General features: G+C 58.5%; 18 protein-coding genes. 13 read left to right on the plus strand and 5 right to left on the minus strand.

The features are described from left to right. Window positions 1-54 precede the first annotated feature (54 nt). From K0H48_RS06275 to K0H48_RS06305, 7 genes are all read left to right on the plus strand, one after another. Entirely contained in the window at window positions 55-1,449 is a 1,395-nt protein-coding gene (locus K0H48_RS06275) for an OprD family porin (RefSeq protein WP_219266814.1), read from the plus strand. Between the two features lie 80 nt (window positions 1,450-1,529). After that, complete coding sequence (locus tag K0H48_RS06280; RefSeq protein ID WP_138816863.1) at window positions 1,530-3,128, plus strand: ABC transporter substrate-binding protein; 1,599 nt, start codon at window positions 1,530-1,532, stop codon at window positions 3,126-3,128. A 77-nt stretch (window positions 3,129-3,205) separates the two neighbouring features. Continuing rightward, a complete protein-coding gene (locus K0H48_RS06285) occupies window positions 3,206-4,216 on the plus strand; it encodes an ABC transporter permease subunit (RefSeq protein ID WP_056859204.1) in 1,011 nt (336 codons plus the stop codon). A 10-nt stretch (window positions 4,217-4,226) separates the two neighbouring features. Next, window positions 4,227-5,138, plus strand: a complete 912-nt coding sequence (locus K0H48_RS06290) for an ABC transporter permease subunit (RefSeq protein WP_056859205.1) — start codon at window positions 4,227-4,229, stop codon at window positions 5,136-5,138. A gap of 10 nt (window positions 5,139-5,148) precedes the next feature. Then, complete coding sequence (locus tag K0H48_RS06295) at window positions 5,149-6,117, plus strand: ABC transporter ATP-binding protein (protein WP_219266815.1); 969 nt, start codon at window positions 5,149-5,151, stop codon at window positions 6,115-6,117. Further along, the gene (locus K0H48_RS06300; protein WP_017138288.1) at window positions 6,117-7,088 is read left to right on the plus strand and encodes a peptide ABC transporter ATP-binding protein; all 972 of its coding nucleotides are present in this window, start codon (window positions 6,117-6,119) and stop codon (window positions 7,086-7,088) included. Before K0H48_RS06295 ends, K0H48_RS06300 begins: the two co-directional genes overlap by 1 nt. 340 nt (window positions 7,089-7,428) lie before the next feature. Then, window positions 7,429-8,565 carry a hypothetical protein gene (locus K0H48_RS06305; RefSeq protein ID WP_219266816.1) on the plus strand — a complete coding sequence of 379 codons (1,137 nt, stop codon included), beginning with the start codon at window positions 7,429-7,431 and terminating at the stop codon, window positions 8,563-8,565. Window positions 8,566-8,625: 60 nt separating this feature from the next. Here the strand turns inward: K0H48_RS06305 and K0H48_RS06310 are convergent, their stop codons facing one another. Both K0H48_RS06310 and K0H48_RS06315 read right to left on the minus strand, forming a co-directional pair. Continuing rightward, entirely contained in the window at window positions 8,626-8,886 is a 261-nt protein-coding gene (locus tag K0H48_RS06310) for a hypothetical protein (protein WP_219266817.1), read from the minus strand. 97 nt (window positions 8,887-8,983) lie between these two features. After that, entirely contained in the window at window positions 8,984-9,229 is a 246-nt protein-coding gene (locus K0H48_RS06315) for a hypothetical protein (RefSeq protein ID WP_065911606.1), read from the minus strand. A gap of 319 nt (window positions 9,230-9,548) precedes the next feature. Between K0H48_RS06315 and K0H48_RS06320 the strand changes: the two genes are divergently transcribed. Next, window positions 9,549-9,878 (plus strand): hypothetical protein, encoded by a 330-nt coding sequence (locus K0H48_RS06320; RefSeq protein ID WP_219266818.1) that lies wholly within the window; start codon window positions 9,549-9,551, stop codon window positions 9,876-9,878. 93 nt (window positions 9,879-9,971) lie between these two features. Here the strand turns inward: K0H48_RS06320 and K0H48_RS06325 are convergent, their stop codons facing one another. Further along, window positions 9,972-11,555, minus strand: a complete 1,584-nt coding sequence (locus K0H48_RS06325; RefSeq protein ID WP_219266819.1) for a peptide chain release factor 3 — start codon at window positions 11,553-11,555, stop codon at window positions 9,972-9,974. Between the two features lie 332 nt (window positions 11,556-11,887). Here K0H48_RS06325 and K0H48_RS06330 point away from each other — a divergent pair, with 332 nt between their 5' ends. From K0H48_RS06330 to K0H48_RS06350, 5 genes are all read left to right on the plus strand, one after another. Continuing rightward, on the plus strand, window positions 11,888-12,604 hold the full coding sequence (locus tag K0H48_RS06330) for an ABC transporter permease (protein ID WP_025856261.1): 717 nt from the start codon (window positions 11,888-11,890) through the stop codon (window positions 12,602-12,604). A gap of 20 nt (window positions 12,605-12,624) precedes the next feature. After that, on the plus strand, window positions 12,625-13,521 hold the full coding sequence (locus K0H48_RS06335) for a glycine betaine ABC transporter substrate-binding protein (protein ID WP_219266820.1): 897 nt from the start codon (window positions 12,625-12,627) through the stop codon (window positions 13,519-13,521). An 11-nt stretch (window positions 13,522-13,532) separates the two neighbouring features. Continuing rightward, complete coding sequence (locus K0H48_RS06340) at window positions 13,533-14,186, plus strand: ABC transporter permease (RefSeq protein ID WP_027604864.1); 654 nt, start codon at window positions 13,533-13,535, stop codon at window positions 14,184-14,186. Further along, window positions 14,183-15,340, plus strand: a complete 1,158-nt coding sequence (locus K0H48_RS06345; protein WP_053131666.1) for a betaine/proline/choline family ABC transporter ATP-binding protein — start codon at window positions 14,183-14,185, stop codon at window positions 15,338-15,340. The genes K0H48_RS06340 and K0H48_RS06345 overlap by 4 nt, the downstream gene beginning before the upstream one ends. 475 nt (window positions 15,341-15,815) lie before the next feature. After that, window positions 15,816-16,979 carry a type III PLP-dependent enzyme gene (locus K0H48_RS06350; RefSeq protein ID WP_071485924.1) on the plus strand — a complete coding sequence of 388 codons (1,164 nt, stop codon included), beginning with the start codon at window positions 15,816-15,818 and terminating at the stop codon, window positions 16,977-16,979. Between the two features lie 59 nt (window positions 16,980-17,038). Here K0H48_RS06350 and K0H48_RS06355 read toward each other — a convergent pair whose 3' ends face one another. Then, window positions 17,039-17,314 (minus strand): type II toxin-antitoxin system RelE/ParE family toxin, encoded by a 276-nt coding sequence (locus tag K0H48_RS06355; RefSeq protein ID WP_219266821.1) that lies wholly within the window; start codon window positions 17,312-17,314, stop codon window positions 17,039-17,041. Then, window positions 17,314-17,580, minus strand: a complete 267-nt coding sequence (locus tag K0H48_RS06360; protein ID WP_219266822.1) for a CopG family ribbon-helix-helix protein — start codon at window positions 17,578-17,580, stop codon at window positions 17,314-17,316. The genes K0H48_RS06355 and K0H48_RS06360 overlap by 1 nt, the downstream gene beginning before the upstream one ends. Between the last annotated feature and the right edge of the window lie 57 nt (window positions 17,581-17,637).

Here is a 17,637-nt window from a genome sequence, read left to right on the forward strand (position 1 = left end):
GCCGGTTCACCTAAAAAGACCGGCATTAAAAAGAGAACCAAAGGAGCTTCACCCATGAAACTGAGTAGCAAAGCGCTTCTGGCCCTGGCCATCAGCAGCATCACGGCAACCGCATTTGCGGAAACCCAGAGCCAGGACTTCGTTCCTACCACATTGGCCGGCACCAGCGCCCAAAGCGAGGCCAAGGGCTTTGTCGACGGCGCAAGCCTGGGCGGTACAACCCGTAACTGGTTCTCCAACGAACAGAAGTTCCGTGGCGGCAAGTTCACCTACCAGAAGCACGGCGAAGCGCGCACTGACGCTTACCGTACCAACTGGGTACAAGGCACCATCCTCAACCTGAGCTCGGGCTTTACCCAAGGCACCGTGGGCGTCGCTACCGAAGTCGCGGCCTACAACGCTATCGTGCTGGACCGCAGCAAGCGCGACATCAAGGGTGGCTCCAACCGTACCCTGGCCGACTCCGACGGTGATGCAGTCGATCAGTGGAGCAAACTGGGCCTGGCCAACGTGAAGTTCCGTGTTTCGAACACCACCTTGACCGCCGGTCGTCAGAACTTCAGCAGCGGCATCGTCGACACCATCGGCAACCGTGCGCTGCCATCGAGCTTCGAAGGTTTCGCCCTGAACAGCGAAGAATTCAGCAACCTGTCGTTCCAGGGTGCTTACTTCGACCGCGTGTCGCCACGTACCGAACAAAGCCTGTCGAAATTCCGCAGCGAATACGGCAATGGCCAGGAAGCGGATCACGTCTACACCGCAGGTGTGAACTACCAGCCGTTCAAGAGCCTGAAAACCAGCTTCTTCGGCGCTCAGGTCAAAGACTTCTGGAACCAGTACTACTTCGGCGCTACCCACGAACTGGGTGATGCTCAGACCCTGTCCCTGACCACCGGCCTGAACTACTACAAGACCGTGGACGAAGGCAAAAAGTTGATGGGCAAGATCGACAACGACACTTACTCGCTGTCGCTGGGCCTGACTCACCAGGCTCACAGCCTGACCTTCTCGTACCAGGAAGTTAACGGTAACGAGTACTTCGACTACCTGCACGAAACCAACGGCATCTACCTGGCCAACTCCCTGACGTCCGACTTTAACGGTCCGAACGAGAAATCGTTCCAGATCGCTTACGGCATCAACATGGCCGAATACGGCGTGCCGGGCCTGAAGTTCAACATCTACTCGGCTCGCGGCTGGGGCATCGACGGCACTCACTACACCGGCGACGGCGGCCGTGCCGGCTTCGCTTACAACGGCATCCAGACCCAAGATGGCGAGAAACACCAGGAATACGGTGTAGGCACTTCGTACGCCATTCAGAGCGGCGCACTCAAGGCCACCACCATCCGTGGTACCTACGTGACTCACCGTGCCAGCGCCAACCAGGCTGACGGCAACATCCGTGAGTTCCGCCTGGTGACCACCATCCCGTTCAACATTCTTTAATTAGCGCCAGGTAGACGGCGGGCTCATCACGAGCCCGCCGTCTACGCTTGTCTGGTTTAATCGATTGCAGAGGGCTCTGAATGAAAATGCTCCCGCTACAAGCTGCCATTGCCGCTGCGCTGTTGAGCGTTGCGATCGGCGTTTCGGCCAAACCGCTGGTGGTCTGCACCGAAGCCAGCCCGGAAGGTTTTGACCCGGTCCTGTACACCACTGCCGTAACGGCCGATGCCGCGGCGGAAACCATGTTCAACCGCCTGGTGGACTTCAAGCCCGGTACCACCGAAGTGATCCCCGCGCTGGCCAAGGCCCTGCCGGAAATCAGCGCCGACGGCCTGACCTACACGTTCCACCTGCGTGACGATGTAAAGTTCCACACCACCGACTACTTCAAACCCACGCGCAACATGAATGCCGACGACGTGCTTTGGAGCTTTCAGCGCCAGCTGGACCCGAATCACCCTTGGCACAACAAGTCCGTCGTGGGCTACCCGTATTTCGAAAGCATGGGCTTCAAGGAACTGCTCAAAAGCGTAGAGAAGACCGACGATCACACCGTCGTCTTTACCCTGACCCGTCCTGAAGCACCGTTTCTGGCCGACCTGGCCATGGCGTTTTCCTCGATTCACTCCGCCGAATACGCCGACCAATTGCTCAAGTCCGGCAAGACCGATGACCTGAACGCCAAGCCTATCGGCACCGGCCCGTTCATCTTCACCCGTTACGCCAAAGACGCCCAGGTGCGTTTCAAAGCCAACCCGGATTACTTCCGTGGCAAGCCGCCAGCTGACCCGCTGATCCTGGCGATCACCACCGACAACAATGTGCGCCTGCAGAAGCTCAAGGCCAACGAGTGCCAGATCGCGCTGTATCCGAAACCGGATGACGTGCCGAGCATGAAGGCTGACCCGAACCTGAAGGTTGCGGAGCTGGCGGCGATGACCACCGCCTACACTGCGCTGAACACCACTCACAAATACATGAGCGACGCCCGCGTGCGCCACGCGATCAACATCGCGTTCGACAAAAAAGGCTACAACGAATCCCTGTACGGCAAAGGCAATGCCATTGATGCCACCGGCCCGTACCCGCCAACGCTGCTGGGTTTCAGCGACAAGCTGAAAAACCCGCCACGTGACCTCGACAAGGCCCGCGCCCTGCTCAAGGAAGCCGGCGTGCCGGAAGGCACCGAGTTCACCCTGTTCACCCGTAACGGCGGCGGCCCGACCAACCCGAACCCGATGCTCGGCGCCCAGCGCATGCAGGCGGATCTGGCGCAGATCGGCCTGAAGGTGAACATCAAGGTCATGGAATGGGGCGAGATGCTCAAGCGTGCAAAAAACGGCGAGCACGACATGGTTTCCGCCGGTTGGGCAGGGGATAACGGGGACCCGGATAACTTCCTCACGCCAAACCTGAGTTGCGATGCTGCCAAAAACGGCGAAAACTACGCCCGCTGGTGTAACAAAGAGTTTCAAGACTTGATCGACAAAGCGCGCGCCATCGAGGAACCCTCGAAACGGGCCGCACTCTACGAACAAGCCATGGATGTCTTCGAAAAAGACCAACCGTGGATTCCAATGGCTTACCCGAAAATGTTCACCGCCATGCGTAAAAACGTCGAAGGCTTTACCCAAAGCCCTCTGACCACCAATAACTTCGCCACCACCCAGGTGAAGTAAATAAGAGAAGACGCTCGGCACCGTCGACATTGACGGTGCCGAACCTGCCTAACCGGCTGATTGAGGTACACAACAAGATGTTTAGTTTTATTGCCCGCCGACTGGGGTTATTGATCCCCACGTTTTTCGGCATCACGTTGCTGACGTTTGCGTTGATTCGCATGATTCCCGGCGACCCCGTAGAAGTCATGATGGGCGAACGCCGTGTCGACCCCGAGATGCACGCACAGGCAATGGAACGCCTTGGCCTGAACAAGCCGCTCTATGCGCAATACTTTGATTACGTAGGCAAGCTCGCCCATGGCGACCTCGGCGAATCCCTGCGCACACGCACCAGCGTGTGGACCGAATTCACCGCCCTCTTCCCTGCGACCCTGGAACTGTCCATGGCCGCCCTGTTGTTCGCCGGTATCCTGGGCCTGTTGGCCGGGGTGATCGCGGCCCTTAAACGAGGATCCCTGTTCGACCATGGGGTGATGGGCATCTCCCTCGCGGGATATTCGATGCCGATCTTCTGGTGGGGCCTGATCCTGATCATGTTCTTCTCGGTGAGCCTGGGCTGGACCCCGGTTTCCGGGCGTATCGACCTGCTCTACGACATCGAGCCGCGCACCGGCTTCATGCTGATCGACACCCTGCTGGCTGACGAGCCGGACGCGTTCTGGGATGCGTTGCACCACCTGATCCTGCCGGCCATCGTGCTTGGCACCATTCCGTTGGCCGTTATCGCGCGGATGACCCGTTCGTCGATGCTCGAAGTACTGCGCGAAGACTACATCCGCACCGCCAAGGCCAAAGGCCTGTCGCCGGCGCGCGTGGTATTTGTACACGGCCTGCGTAACGCGCTGATCCCGGTACTCACCGTAGTCGGCCTGCAAGTCGGCACCCTGCTGGCCGGTGCGGTCCTGACCGAAACCATCTTCTCGTGGCCCGGCATCGGCAAATGGCTGATCGAAGCCATTGGTGCGCGGGACTACCCGGTGGTGCAAAACGGCATTTTGTTGATCGCCTGCCTGGTGATCCTGGTGAACTTCGTGGTGGATATCCTCTACGGCTTCGCCAACCCACGCATCCGTCACCAGCGCTGAGATCATGACCATGACCACACCTACTCAAGTGTCAGCAGTCGATCAAAGCCTGCTGTACCCGTCCCCGTACAAAGAATTCTGGCAAGCCTTCTCCAAGAACAAAGGCGCGGTTGCCGGCCTGCTGTTCATGTTGCTGGTGGTGTTTTGCGCGCTGTTCGCCCCGTGGGTGGCACCGCATAACCCGAGCGAGCAATACCGTGACTTCCTGCTCACCCCGCCAGCCTGGCTGGAAGGTGGGCAGATGCAGTTCCTGCTGGGCACCGATGAACTGGGCCGTGACCTGCTCTCACGCCTGATCCAGGGCTCGCGCCTGTCGTTGCTGATCGGTTTGTCGTCGGTGGTGATGTCGCTTATCCCGGGCATCCTGCTGGGTCTGTTCGCCGGGTTCTTCCCGCGCATGCTTGGCCCAACCATCATGCGCTTGATGGACATCATGCTGGCTCTGCCGTCGCTGTTGCTGGCTGTTGCCATTGTCGCGATCCTCGGCCCTGGCCTGATCAACACCGTCATCGCTATCGCTATCGTGTCGCTGCCGTCTTATGTGCGCTTGACCCGCGCTGCGGTGATGGGCGAACTGAACCGCGACTACGTGACCGCTGCCCGCCTCGCCGGCGCCGGCCTGCCACGCCTGATGTTCATCACCGTGCTGCCTAACTGCATGGCGCCGCTGATCGTACAGGCTACCTTGAGCTTCTCCTCGGCGATCCTCGATGCCGCAGCCCTGGGCTTCCTGGGCCTTGGCGTACAACCGCCAACCCCTGAATGGGGCACCATGCTGGCTTCGGCCCGTGACTACATCGAACGCGCCTGGTGGGTGGTGAGCTTGCCTGGTTTGACCATTTTGCTCAGCGTGCTGGCAATCAACTTGATGGGTGACGGCCTGCGCGATGCGCTGGACCCGAAACTCAAGAACGCCGCCTGAGGAGATTCCCATGTCACTGTTAGAAATCAAGAATCTCAACGTCCGCTTCGGCGACAAGACTGCCGTACCGGTGGTCGATGGCCTCGACATTTCCGTCGACAAAGGCGAAGTACTGGCGATCGTTGGCGAGTCGGGCTCGGGTAAATCCGTGACCATGATGGCGCTGATGGGCCTGATCGAGCACCCCGGCATCGTCACCGCCGACGCGCTGAACTTTGACGGCAAGGACATGCTCAAGTTGAGCAACCGCCAGCGCCGCCAAATCGTCGGCAAAGACTTGGCGATGGTGTTCCAGGACCCGATGACCGCGCTGAACCCCAGCTACACCGTGGGGTTCCAGATCGAAGAAGTGCTGCGCCTGCATCTGAAAATGTCCGACAAGCAAGCACGCAAGCGCGCTATCGAACTGCTCGAAAAGGTAGAAATCCCGGGCGCTGCCAGCCGTATGGATGCCTACCCGCACCAATTGTCCGGCGGTATGAGCCAGCGTGTGGCCATCGCCATGGCAATTGCTGGCGAACCGAAACTGCTGATCGCCGATGAGCCGACCACTGCACTGGACGTAACCATCCAGGCGCAGATCATGGAACTGCTGCTGGCCCTGCAAAAAGAGCAGAACATGGGTTTGGTGCTGATCACTCACGACCTCGCGGTGGTGGCTGAAACCGCCCAACGCGTGTGCGTGATGTACGCAGGCCAAGCCGTGGAAGTCGGCCAGGTGCCGCAACTGTTCGACATCCCGGCACACCCGTACAGCGAAGCACTGCTCAAGGCCATTCCCGAGCACAGCCTGGGCGCCACGCGCCTGGCCACACTGCCGGGTATCGTACCCGGTCGTTATGACCGCCCGCAGGGTTGCCTGCTGTCGCCACGCTGCCCGTATGTGCAGGAATCCTGCCGTGCCCAGCGCCCCGGCCTTGACCCGAAAAGCAACAGCCTTGCGCGCTGCTTCTACCCCTTGAACCAGGAGGTGGCGTAATGGCCGTCGTTCTTACCGCCCGCGACCTCACCCGTCACTACGAAGTGTCCCGTGGCCTGTTCAAGGGCCATGCACTGGTACGCGCGCTTAATGGTGTGTCGTTTGAACTGGAAGCCGGCAAGACCCTCGCCGTGGTAGGCGAGTCGGGTTGCGGCAAATCCACCTTGGCGCGTGCGCTGACGCTGATCGAAGAACCGTCGTCCGGCTCCCTGAAAATCGCCGGCCAGGAAGTTGCCGGCGCCGACAAGGCCCAGCGCAAGCAACTGCGCAAAGACGTGCAGATGGTGTTCCAGAGCCCATACGCCTCATTGAACCCACGCCAGAAGGTCGGTGACCAGCTCGGCGAGCCGCTGCTGATCAACACCAACCTGTCCGCCGCCGAACGCCGCGAAAAAGTGCAGGCGATGATGAAGCAAGTGGGCCTGCGCCCTGAGCATTATCAGCGCTACCCGCACATGTTCTCCGGTGGCCAGCGCCAGCGCATCGCCCTGGCTCGCGCCATGATGTTGCAGCCTAAAGTGCTGGTGGCGGATGAACCGACCTCGGCGCTCGACGTGTCGATCCAGGCCCAGGTACTTAACCTGTTCATGGATTTGCAGCAGGAATTCAACACCGCCTACGTGTTCATCTCCCACAACCTGGCTGTGGTACAGCACGTCGCCGATGACGTGATGGTGATGTACCTCGGCCGCCCGGTGGAAGTCGGCCCCAAGGAAGACATTTACGCGCGCCCGCTGCACCCGTACACCCAGGCGCTGCTGTCGGCCACCCCGACCATCCACCCGGACCCGAACAAGCCGAAGATCAAGATCGTCGGCGAACTGCCCAACCCGCTGAACCCACCGCCTGGCTGCGCGTTCCACAAGCGTTGCCCGTATGCCACGGCGCGGTGCAGCAGTGAGGAGCCGCAGTTGCGCGCGTTGGATAACCGTCAGGTGGCTTGCCACTATGCGGAGCAGTTTGTGGCCTGACGAGAACGCTGGATCGTTCCCACGCTCTGCGTGGGAATGCCGCCTAGGACGCTCTGCGTCCCGTTGCTCGGCAAAGGCGTGACGCAGAGCGTCACAGGATGCATTCCCACGCGGAGCGTGGGAACGATCAAACTGAGTTTTACAGCCCTTCCCATCAGGTTGCGCATCAGCCTGGCGGGAGGGGCTTTCTTTTTGGTGTATCACCGACGCTTTTCTACCACTCCCCCCCGTTAGGTATTCAAAAGCAATCTAACGAACTGTGAGTTCTCACAGTAGGCAGTCAATCCTGTTTGCACTTTCATGGGCCCACACACTTTATCCAGCGGACGGGTAAGCGCTCATGACCACTTTCACAGTTTTTTTCTGCGGCACCGGCTCAACCAAATTTGATGACAGCAACGCCAACTATTGGAACGGCGAACTCATTTCCACCCTCGCGCAAAACACTTCAAGCCTCAGTAAAGAGTTTGCCGAATGGATCGTTATCGACGGGCCCGGCAGCGGCAACCTGCAAGCCGATGAAATGTTCACAGCGTCGGGCAACCATTTACAGCTAACAGGAACAGCCTTGGGTTCCGGCTGGGAGGAAAATGTGACTCACGCCCTCAATATCATGAAGGGCACCTTCACATGGCAGCGGACAAAACTGACCGAAGAGAACTACAACCAACTACAGAAAGCCGGCGTCCCCATTGAAGAAGTCAAAGCCACGGGAAGCTGGTATTGGCGCACGTATGATTACGGCACACGCAAAGTGACCCAACAGCAGTTGCAAGAGCAGATCATCAAGACCTTTCGAAAAGACGGCATCATTCCTACCCAAGTCAATCTGGTCGGTTGGAGCCGTGGCGGGATCAGTTGCCATATGCTGGCCAATGCCATGCGCAATGACAGCACCTTGAAGAATGTGCCCGTCAACATCTTTGCTGTTGACCCTGTTCCGGGGTTGTTGAACTTTCAAGACAACCGCGTAAAGCTCGGCAGCAACGTCAAAGAGTATGTGGCCTTTTACGCAAGGGATGAGCGATCACTCGGCTTCGCGTGTGTTGTTCCTGAGTTTGATAAAGCGACCAAGGTTAATATTTACCCATTGCCAGGCCGCCACGCGACCTTAGTGGGCAATGCTGCTGCGGATGGTAATCAAGGTGCGAAGGTCTATGCAGAACCCGGTCAGATCGTTCGTCACTTTGCAGAAACATGCCTGACACGCTGGGGTGTTCGGCTGGAAAAGAAACTCGACCTGGCCGCAGACCAGATAAATGACCTTCTCACAAAAATGAAAAATGACTTGAGCGCTTATATAACGATGCGTCGTACGGTTTACACCACACCGACTCAAATAGCAGGTGAACGCAGCATTACCAAGGGCAGTAAAGAAATCAACTTCACGGCAGCAAGCAGTGCCAGTTATGCCCCGGAACCTGGGCTTGCAACAGAACATATTCCCAACAACGACTATTTCAAAGACATCGGCTGAACGGCAACCCTTCCCGCCAAATGACGCGCCGTTCAGCGGGAAGGACTTTTTCAGAACGTCTTACGTATCGCTATCGCCTTCGGTGTCATCGTCATCTGGCGGGGCTTGCTGGTCATCATCATCCTTGGAACCGCCCTGGTCTTCATCACCAGGCTCTGCCTCGCTCTTGGCCAACTGTAAACCACCCACCTGCGCCGACTTCGCCGCCACATAGCCCGGCGCCTGGCTCTGCACGGCCGTACTGGCCCACGCCGATGAAGCGCCCAGCGATAACATCACCAACACTTTCAGCAACAGCACCAAACGTTGAAAGATAGTCATGGTCGATTTCCGTCCAGTCAGTGAAACACGTGCGCCGGCGTTCGTCCGGCGCTGTGAATGAAGCTAGTTCCGTTCTCGCGTTTATGCCAATCAGGCCTCACGTATCGCCGTCATCGTAGGTTTCGCTGTCCTCACCTTCGTTATAGGGGTTTTCTTGATCTTCCTTGGGGGCCGGCTGTGCCTGGGGCTGCCAGCTGCCGGAATTGACCTCCTTCTGCTTTTTCTTGGTGACCGGGCCAGTGTCTTTCCACTGTGGCGTGCCGGTATCCGCCAGCGCCGCGGTGCCGGCCAGCCCCAAAGCCGCCAGCAACATCAGCTGGACGGCACGTTGAGTTATACGCAAGGTCGCCTCCTGATCCGTCGGTGAATGGGTGAAGTATTTGAATACGCTAGTCCGGATGCGCGCTTCGCGCCAATGCCACTGTCACTATGAAGGTCAAACTGTGGGAGCTGGCTTGCCTGCTCCCACAGTTGAGCAGCGTCGTGTCCACAAAAAAGGGCGAAGCCATGACAGCTTCGCCCTTTGATATTACGCGGTGACCGTTTCTGCCCCGAGCGTAGGAATATTCCGAAAATCTTAATGCTACAACCGAGTTTATTGCATCCAGCGAATACCGATCACTAAAGTCCTGACTCCACTAACTACTCTCGAGACACGTAAAGTGAAACCTCTTCTCGCCACCTGTGTACTCTTCGCTGTCGTAGTAAACACCACCGCCTGCGGAGGCCTCTACAACAGCACCTACAATGACAACTGGGATTATTCCGACCGCAACAAAGACCAGCAACTTTCAAGGCAAGAGTGGAGTTTATACATGGATGATCGTTACGTTAAAACAGCAACAGACCTGGGTTATTCGAATAAATCAGAATTTGACAGCGCTGCCTTCAAGGCGGCCGACAAAGACAATAACAGCTTTATCTCACGGCCCGAATATGACCGCTTTGTCGTTGAGGCAACGACCCACAGTTATTTTCCAACTAAACGATAGTCAATTGAATGCTGGCCTGAGTGGTTTCAGTATCAGTTGCTGATACTCAACACGCCAAGCCGGGCCATACGTATTGTATGGCCCGTCTCGTTTTTAATGGTGCTCGCGCGTCGCACGGAACTTCACATCCGGCCAGCGCTCTTCCATCAGCGCCAGGTTAACCCGGGTCGGCGCCAGGTAGGTCAGGTGACCACCGCCATCGATCGCCAGGTTTTCCACGGCTTTGTTGGAGAACTCTTCCAGCTTCTTCTTATCGCCGCAATCGATCCAGCGCGCGGAGTACACGGTGATTGGCTCGTAAGAGCATTCGACCTTGTATTCCTCTTTCAAGCGGCTGGCGACCACATCGAACTGCAGCACACCGACGGCGCCGAGGATGATGTCGTTGCTGCGCTCGGGGAAGAACACCTGGGTGGCGCCCTCTTCGGCCAACTGCTGCAAACCTTGGCGCAGTTGCTTGGACTTGAGCGGATCGCGCAGGCGTACGCGGCGGAACAGTTCCGGGGCGAAGTGCGGGATGCCGGTGAAGCCCAGGGCTTCGCCTTCGGTGAAGGTGTCGCCGATCTGGATGGTGCCGTGGTTGTGCAGGCCGATGATGTCGCCGGCGTAGGCTTCTTCGAGCTGTTCACGCTCAGAGGAGAAGAACGTCAGGGCGTCGCCGATGCGCACATCCTTGCCGGTGCGCACGTGGCGCATCTTCATGCCTTTTTCGTATCGGCCGGAGCAGATGCGCATGAAGGCGATCCGGTCGCGGTGTTTGGGGTCCATGTTCGCCTGGATCTTGAACACGAAGCCGGTGAATTTCTCTTCGACCGGTTCCACGGTGCGCTCGTTGGCAACCCGGGCCAGGGGCTTCGGCGCCCAATCCACCACGGCGTCGAGCACGTGGTCGACACCGAAGTTGCCCAGAGCCGTACCGAAGAACACCGGCGTCAGTTGGCCGTCGAGGAATTCCTGCTGGTTGAACTCGTGGCAGGCGCCCTGCACCAGTTCCAGCTGGTCGACAAAACGGTCGTACTCGTCACCCAGGTGGGCGCGGGCTTCGTCCGAGTCGAGCTTCTCGATGATCTTGGTTTCGGTGCGTTCGTGACCGTGGCCGGCGGTGTAAACAATGATGTAGTCGTCGGCCAGGTGGTACACACCCTTGAAGTCGCGGTAGCAGCCGATCGGCCAGGTGATCGGCGCGGCCTTGATCTTCAAGACAGCTTCGATTTCATCCAGCAGCTCGATCGGGTCGCGGATATCGCGGTCGAGTTTGTTGATGAAGCTGACGATGGGCGTGTCACGCAGGCGGCACACGTCCATCAGCGCGATGGTACGTGGCTCAACGCCCTTACCGCCGTCGAGGACCATCAAGGCCGAGTCCACCGCGGTCAGGGTGCGGTAGGTGTCTTCAGAGAAGTCTTCGTGGCCCGGGGTGTCGAGCAGGTTGACCATGTGGTCGCGATACGGGAACTGCATGACCGACGTGGTAATGGAAATACCCCGTTGCTTCTCCATCTCCATCCAGTCGGATGTCGCATGGCGGTCGGATTTGCGGGATTTCACCGTGCCGGCCACAGCGATTGCCTTGCCCATCAGCAACAGCTTCTCGGTGATGGTGGTTTTACCGGCATCGGGGTGGGAAATAATGGCGAAAGTGCGGCGTTTCGCGACTTCGGCGGCCTGGTGGGTCATGGGAAATCGCCTGGCAGGTGAGTCAAAAAAGGGCGGCGAGTATAGCGCAAACCCCTGGCGCCGGACCACCGTTCACCCGATTGGGGGTGGCTAAATGCTGCCAAGTATGGAACCTTTTAAAAGGTAGAGACGTCCACTCCCCTGCTACCGCACTCGGAACAGGGGCTGAAAAATCAGCAAGTTAGCCTGACGAGGCTGCGCTCATGGCTCGATCGCATACCGCGTTGCCGGTATCGGCGAGCTGCTTTTCGCGAACCTATTCGCCGACAGCCAGGAATGGCATTGCCGCCGGAGAATGTGTTCGCCGACAAAAGAAAAAAAGGAGTCCGCCTGTGGCTATTCGCTATGGCAAAGGGCTGATAGGAGGTGCGGTTGTCGTCGCGCTCCTGGCCCTGCTGGTCCACTGGATCGGCATCAACACGATCGAACTGTACCGCGACGATTTGTTGTTTTACCTGCAAGCACACCTGATCCTCGTTCTAGTCTCCATGCTGGCCGCCCTTGTTGTGGGCATCCCCGCCGGTATCCTGCTCAGCCGACCGAACATGGTCGGGCGCGCAGAACGCTTCATGCAGATCTTCAACATCGGCAACACCGTCCCTCCCCTGGCCGTACTGGCCATCGCCCTCGGCGTCCTCGGCATCGGCAGTGGCCCGGCCATCTTCGCGTTGTTCCTCGCCTCGTTGCTGCCCATCGTGCGCAACACCTACGAAGGCCTCAAAAACGTTCAAGGCTCACTCAAAGAAGCCGCCACCGGCATCGGCATGACGCCGCGCCAGGTGCTGTTTCGGGTGGAACTGCCCAACGCCGTGCCGATCATCATCGGCGGCGTGCGTGTGGCCCTGGCGATCAACGTCGGCACCGCACCGCTGGCGTTCCTGATTGGCGCCAACAGCCTGGGCAGCCTGATTTTCCCCGGCATCGCCCTGAACAATCAGCCGCAACTGCTGCTCGGCGCCGCGTGCACCGCGCTGCTGGCATTGCTGCTCGACGGTCTTGTGACCATGGCCAGCCGCCTCTGGCTGGAACGCGGGTTGCGTCCGTCTTAAGGCTTGGCAAAGGAAATCACATGAAAAAACTGACCTTGATATTGAGCTGCGTCCTGCTGTTTGCAGGGTTTGCGCAAGCCGCCGAAAAACCGGTAATTCGCATCGGCGCCCGGGTGTTCACCGAACAGACCCTGCTCGCCGAAATCACTTCCCAATACCTGCGCACCAAGGGCTACGACACCCGGGTGACCGGCGGCCTGGGCAGTAACCTGGCGCGCAGTGCCCAGGAAAGCGGGCAGCTGGATATGCTCTGGGAATATACCGGCGTGTCGCTGGTGGCTTACAACCATGTTGACGAGAAACTCGACAGCGCACAAACCTACGCCCGCGTGAAAGAACTCGACGCGAAAAAAGGCCTGGTCTGGCTGTCGCCGTCGAAATTCAGCAACACCTACGCGTTGGCGCTGCCCGACAAGGTGGCCAAGGAATTCCCGCAGATCAACAGCATCAGCGATCTGACCAAGGCCCTCGCCGAGGACAGCAAACAGAACCGCCTGGTGGCACTCGATACCGAGTTCGCCAACCGTTCCGACGGCATGGGTGGCATGGTCAAGCTGTACGACATGAACCTCACCCGCAAAAATACCCGGCAGATGGACGCCGGCCTGGTCTACACCGCGCTGCGTAATGGCCAGGTGTTTGCCGGCCTGGTCTACACCACCGACGGTCGTCTGAATGCTTTCAAACTGAAGCTGCTGGAAGACGACAAGCACTACTTCCCGGACTACACCGCCGCGCCCGTGGTGCGTCAGGTTTACCTCGACGCTCACCCGCAACTGGCCGCCGACCTTAAGCCGCTGGCCGACCTGTTCGACGACGAAACCATGCGCCAGCTGAACGCGCGGGTCGACGTCGACCATGAAAGCCCGTCCGCTGTTGCCGCCGATTTCCTGCGCCAACACCCGATCAATCAATAAGAGGAGAAGACATGGAATTTTTAAACGCCTTTTCCCATCTTGACTGGGCACAGGTCCTGCACCTGACCTGGCAGCACATCACGCTGGTCGGGATCGCGGTCATCCTGGCAATCGTCGTGGGCGTGCCCCTCGGCGTGCTGATGACCCGCTTCCCAACCCTGGCCGGCCCACTGCAAGCCAGCGCCACGGTGCTGCTGACCGTGCCGTCCATCGCGCTGTTCGGCCTGCTGCTGCCGTTCTACTCCAAGTTCGGCCAAGGCCTGGGGCCGATGCCGGCGATCACTGCAGTGTTCCTCTACTCGCTGCTGCCGATCATGCGTAACACCTACCTGGCGCTGACCGGCGTCGAGCCGGGGATTCGCGAAGCCGCCAAAGGCATCGGCATGACCTTCGGCCAGCGCCTGCGCATGGTCGAACTGCCGATTGCCGTGCCGGTAATCCTCGCCGGTGTGCGCACCGCCGTGGTGATGAACATTGGTGTGATGACCATCGCCGCCACCATCGGCGCCGGTGGCCTGGGTGTACTTATTCTGGCTTCCATCAGCCGCAGCGACATGTCGATGCTGATTGTCGGCGCCGTGCTGGTCAGTCTCCTGGCCATCTTCGCCGACCTGCTTCTGCAATGGCTGCAACGCTCGCTGACTCCAAAAGGACTGCTCAAATGATCGAACTTCAAAACCTGACCAAGACTTTTCAAAGCAACGGCAAGACTGTCTCCGCCGTGAACGACGTAAGCCTGACCGTCAACGAAGGCGAGATTTGCGTATTCCTCGGCCCGTCGGGCTGCGGCAAGAGCACCACGCTGAAAATGATTAACCGCCTGATCAAGCCCACCTCGGGCAAGATTTTGATCAACGGCGAAGACACCACTGACCTCGACGAAGTGACCCTGCGTCGCAACATCGGCTATGTGATCCAGCAGATCGGCCTGTTCCCGAACATGACCATCGAAGAAAACATCGTGGTGGTGCCCAAGCTGCTCGGTTGGGATAAACAGAAATGCCACGACCGCGCCCGCGAGTTGATGAGCATGATCAAGCTGGAACCCAAGCAGTACCTGCATCGCTACCCGCGTGAACTCTCGGGCGGCCAACAACAGCGTATCGGCGTGATCCGCGCGCTGGCGGCCGATGCGCCGCTGCTGCTGATGGACGAGCCGTTCGGCGCGGTCGACCCGATCAACCGCGAGATGATCCAGAACGAGTTTTTCGAGATGCAACGGGCGCTGAACAAGACTGTGATCATGGTCAGCCACGACATCGATGAAGCCATCAAGCTGGGCGACAAGATTGCGATCTTCCGCGCCGGCAAGCTGCTGCAGATCGACCACCCGGACACGCTGCTGGCGCACCCGGCTGACGAGTTTGTGAGTAACTTTGTTGGTCAGGACAGCACCCTCAAGCGCCTGCTCCTGGTGAAAGCCGAAGATGCGGCGGACAACGCCCCGTCGGTGAGCCCGGAAACCCCGGTGGCCGAGGCCCTGGAGCTGATGGACGAGACGGACCGCCGTTATGTGGTGGTCACCTGCGCCGAGAACAAGGCTCTGGGTTATGTACGACGCCGCGATCTGCACCGTCAGACCGGTACATGCGGCCAGTACCTGCGCGAGTTCAACGCCACGGCGGCGTATGACGAGCATTTGCGCATCCTGCTGTCGCGTATGTATGAGTTCAACCGTTCGTGGTTGCCGGTGATGGACGCGGAGCGGGTGTTCCTCGGTGAAGTGACGCAAGAGTCGATTGCCGAGTACCTGAGTTCCGGTAAGTCGCGTGGGGGCAAGACCAGCATTGTGTCGCCTGCCGAGACAGCACTGGCATGACCTGAAACGCTGCGGTCAAAATGTGGGAGCGGGCTTGCTCGCGAAGGCGGAGTGTCAGTCACCGGATGCATTGGCTGATACACCGCCTTCGCGAGCAAGCCCGCTCCCACATTGGGTCTTCACTGTGCCTTAGACACCTCAAATTGCCCCGTCCGGGGAACATCAATCCGTCACACCTGTCGGTTACATAAGTAGCTGCACGTGACCTCGCGACGAACGCGTGCAAAAACGCGACATTTTTAGTTGATCTATGGCCCCTCACGTCCTAAAGTTCGCGCCGAACGTCCATGCTGGAAACGATCCATCCGGCTCAAGTACTGACGACGAGACAGCAAGGCCAAGGGAAGCGGTAATTCCCATGGCCTTTTTGCTTTCGGCGACATGCCTTGGGAAGTAGGCGAACCAAAGTGGGGATACGGAGGACGTTCATTTGCACCCATTGTTTATTAAAGTTTGCCCTTAGGAGTTCCCCAGCATGTCGATCAACGTCGAAGATTATTTCGCGCGCGCCACTTTTGACAAAATGAAGGCGTTCGCCGACAAGCAAGAAACCCCGTTCGTGGTGATCGACACCGCGATGATCAGCCAGGCCTACGATGACCTGCGCGCCGGTTTCGAATTCGCCAAAGTCTATTACGCGGTCAAGGCCAACCCGGCCGTCGAGATCATCGACCTGTTGAAAGACAAGGGCTCGAGCTTCGACATCGCCTCGATCTACGAGCTGGATAAGGTCATGGACCGTGGCGTGAGCGCCGACCGTATCAGCTACGGCAACACCATCAAAAAGTCCAAAGACATCCGCTACTTCTACGAGAAGGGCGTGCGCCTGTTCTCCACCGACTCCGAAGCCGACCTGCGCAACATCGCCAAGGCCGCGCCGGGTTCGAAAGTGTATGTGCGTATTCTCACCGAAGGCTCGACTACGGCCGATTGGCCCTTGTCGCGCAAATTCGGCTGCCAGACCGACATGGCCATGGACCTGCTGATCCTCGCCCGTGACCTGGGCCTGGTGCCTTACGGCATCTCCTTCCACGTCGGCTCGCAACAGCGCGACATCAGCGTGTGGGACGCAGCGATCGCCAAGGTCAAAGTGATCTTCGAACGCCTGAAGGAAGAAGACGGCATCCACCTCAAGCTGATCAACATGGGCGGCGGCTTCCCGGCCAACTACATCACCCGCACCAACAGCCTGGAAACCTACGCCGAAGAAATCATTCGCTTCCTCAAGGAAGATTTCGGCGACGACCTGCCGGAAATCATCCTGGAGCCGGGCCGTTCGTTGATCGCCAACGCCGGTATCCTGGTCAGCGAAGTGGTGCTGGTTGCGCGTAAATCGCGCACCGCCGTCGAGCGTTGGGTATACACGGATGTGGGCAAATTCTCCGGCCTGATCGAAACCATGGACGAAGCCATCAAGTTCCCGATCTGGACCGAGAAGAAAGGCGAGATGGAAGAAGTGGTCATCGCCGGCCCAACTTGCGACAGCGCCGACATCATGTACGAAAACTACAAGTACGGCCTGCCGCTGAACCTGGCGATTGGTGACCGTTTGTACTGGTTGTCGACCGGTGCGTACACCACCAGCTACAGCGCGGTTGAGTTCAACGGCTTTCCGCCGCTGAAGTCTTACTACGTGTAAGATCCGCGCACACAAAAAACCCATGACATGTCATGGGTTTTTTTATGGGTGTCTATATTTCAACGATCTTCGCGCACGTGCCATAAGCGCAAAATATAAAGTGTTGATTCTTGAATTTCGTAGCGCATTTCGTAATGACCCACCAACAGTCGTCTTACGTCCCGCGGTTCAAATTCTTCAACTCGTTCACCGATGCGCGGGTTATTCAACAAGCTCAAAGGTGCTTGGGAAAGTGACTGCACTGTGCGCGCCGCCGCCATGCGATTTACAACGGCCAGGAAGTCGAAAAGTCGAGCCAGGTCTGATAAGGCCTTATTGGTCCACTTCAACTCCATCAGCGAGGGACCGGCAGCGGCGTATCAGTGCTTAAACTATCCGCCCAGGCTTGAACGGCTTGCTGATCAATCACCCGACCGGCATCAACATCGGCCATGGCCTCTCGTGTCAGCCGACTGCGCTCTTCCTCCATATCCACCCAGTCGGCGAGCGCTTGCTTAACGATCCAGCCACGCGAACGATCCATCCGCGCCGCCATCTGATCGACTTTTTGCGCCAGGGCCGTTGGGACGTGAGCGGTCAGTACTTTAGTGTCGGCGCCCATAAATCCTCTCTTCGCAGCAGTGCGAAACATATGATTAAATCTGAATCAGCTTCAATC

Origin of the sequence: Pseudomonas sp. Xaverov 259, assembly GCF_019352915.1 — a bacterium.
Lineage (GTDB): Bacteria > Pseudomonadota > Gammaproteobacteria > Pseudomonadales > Pseudomonadaceae > Aquipseudomonas.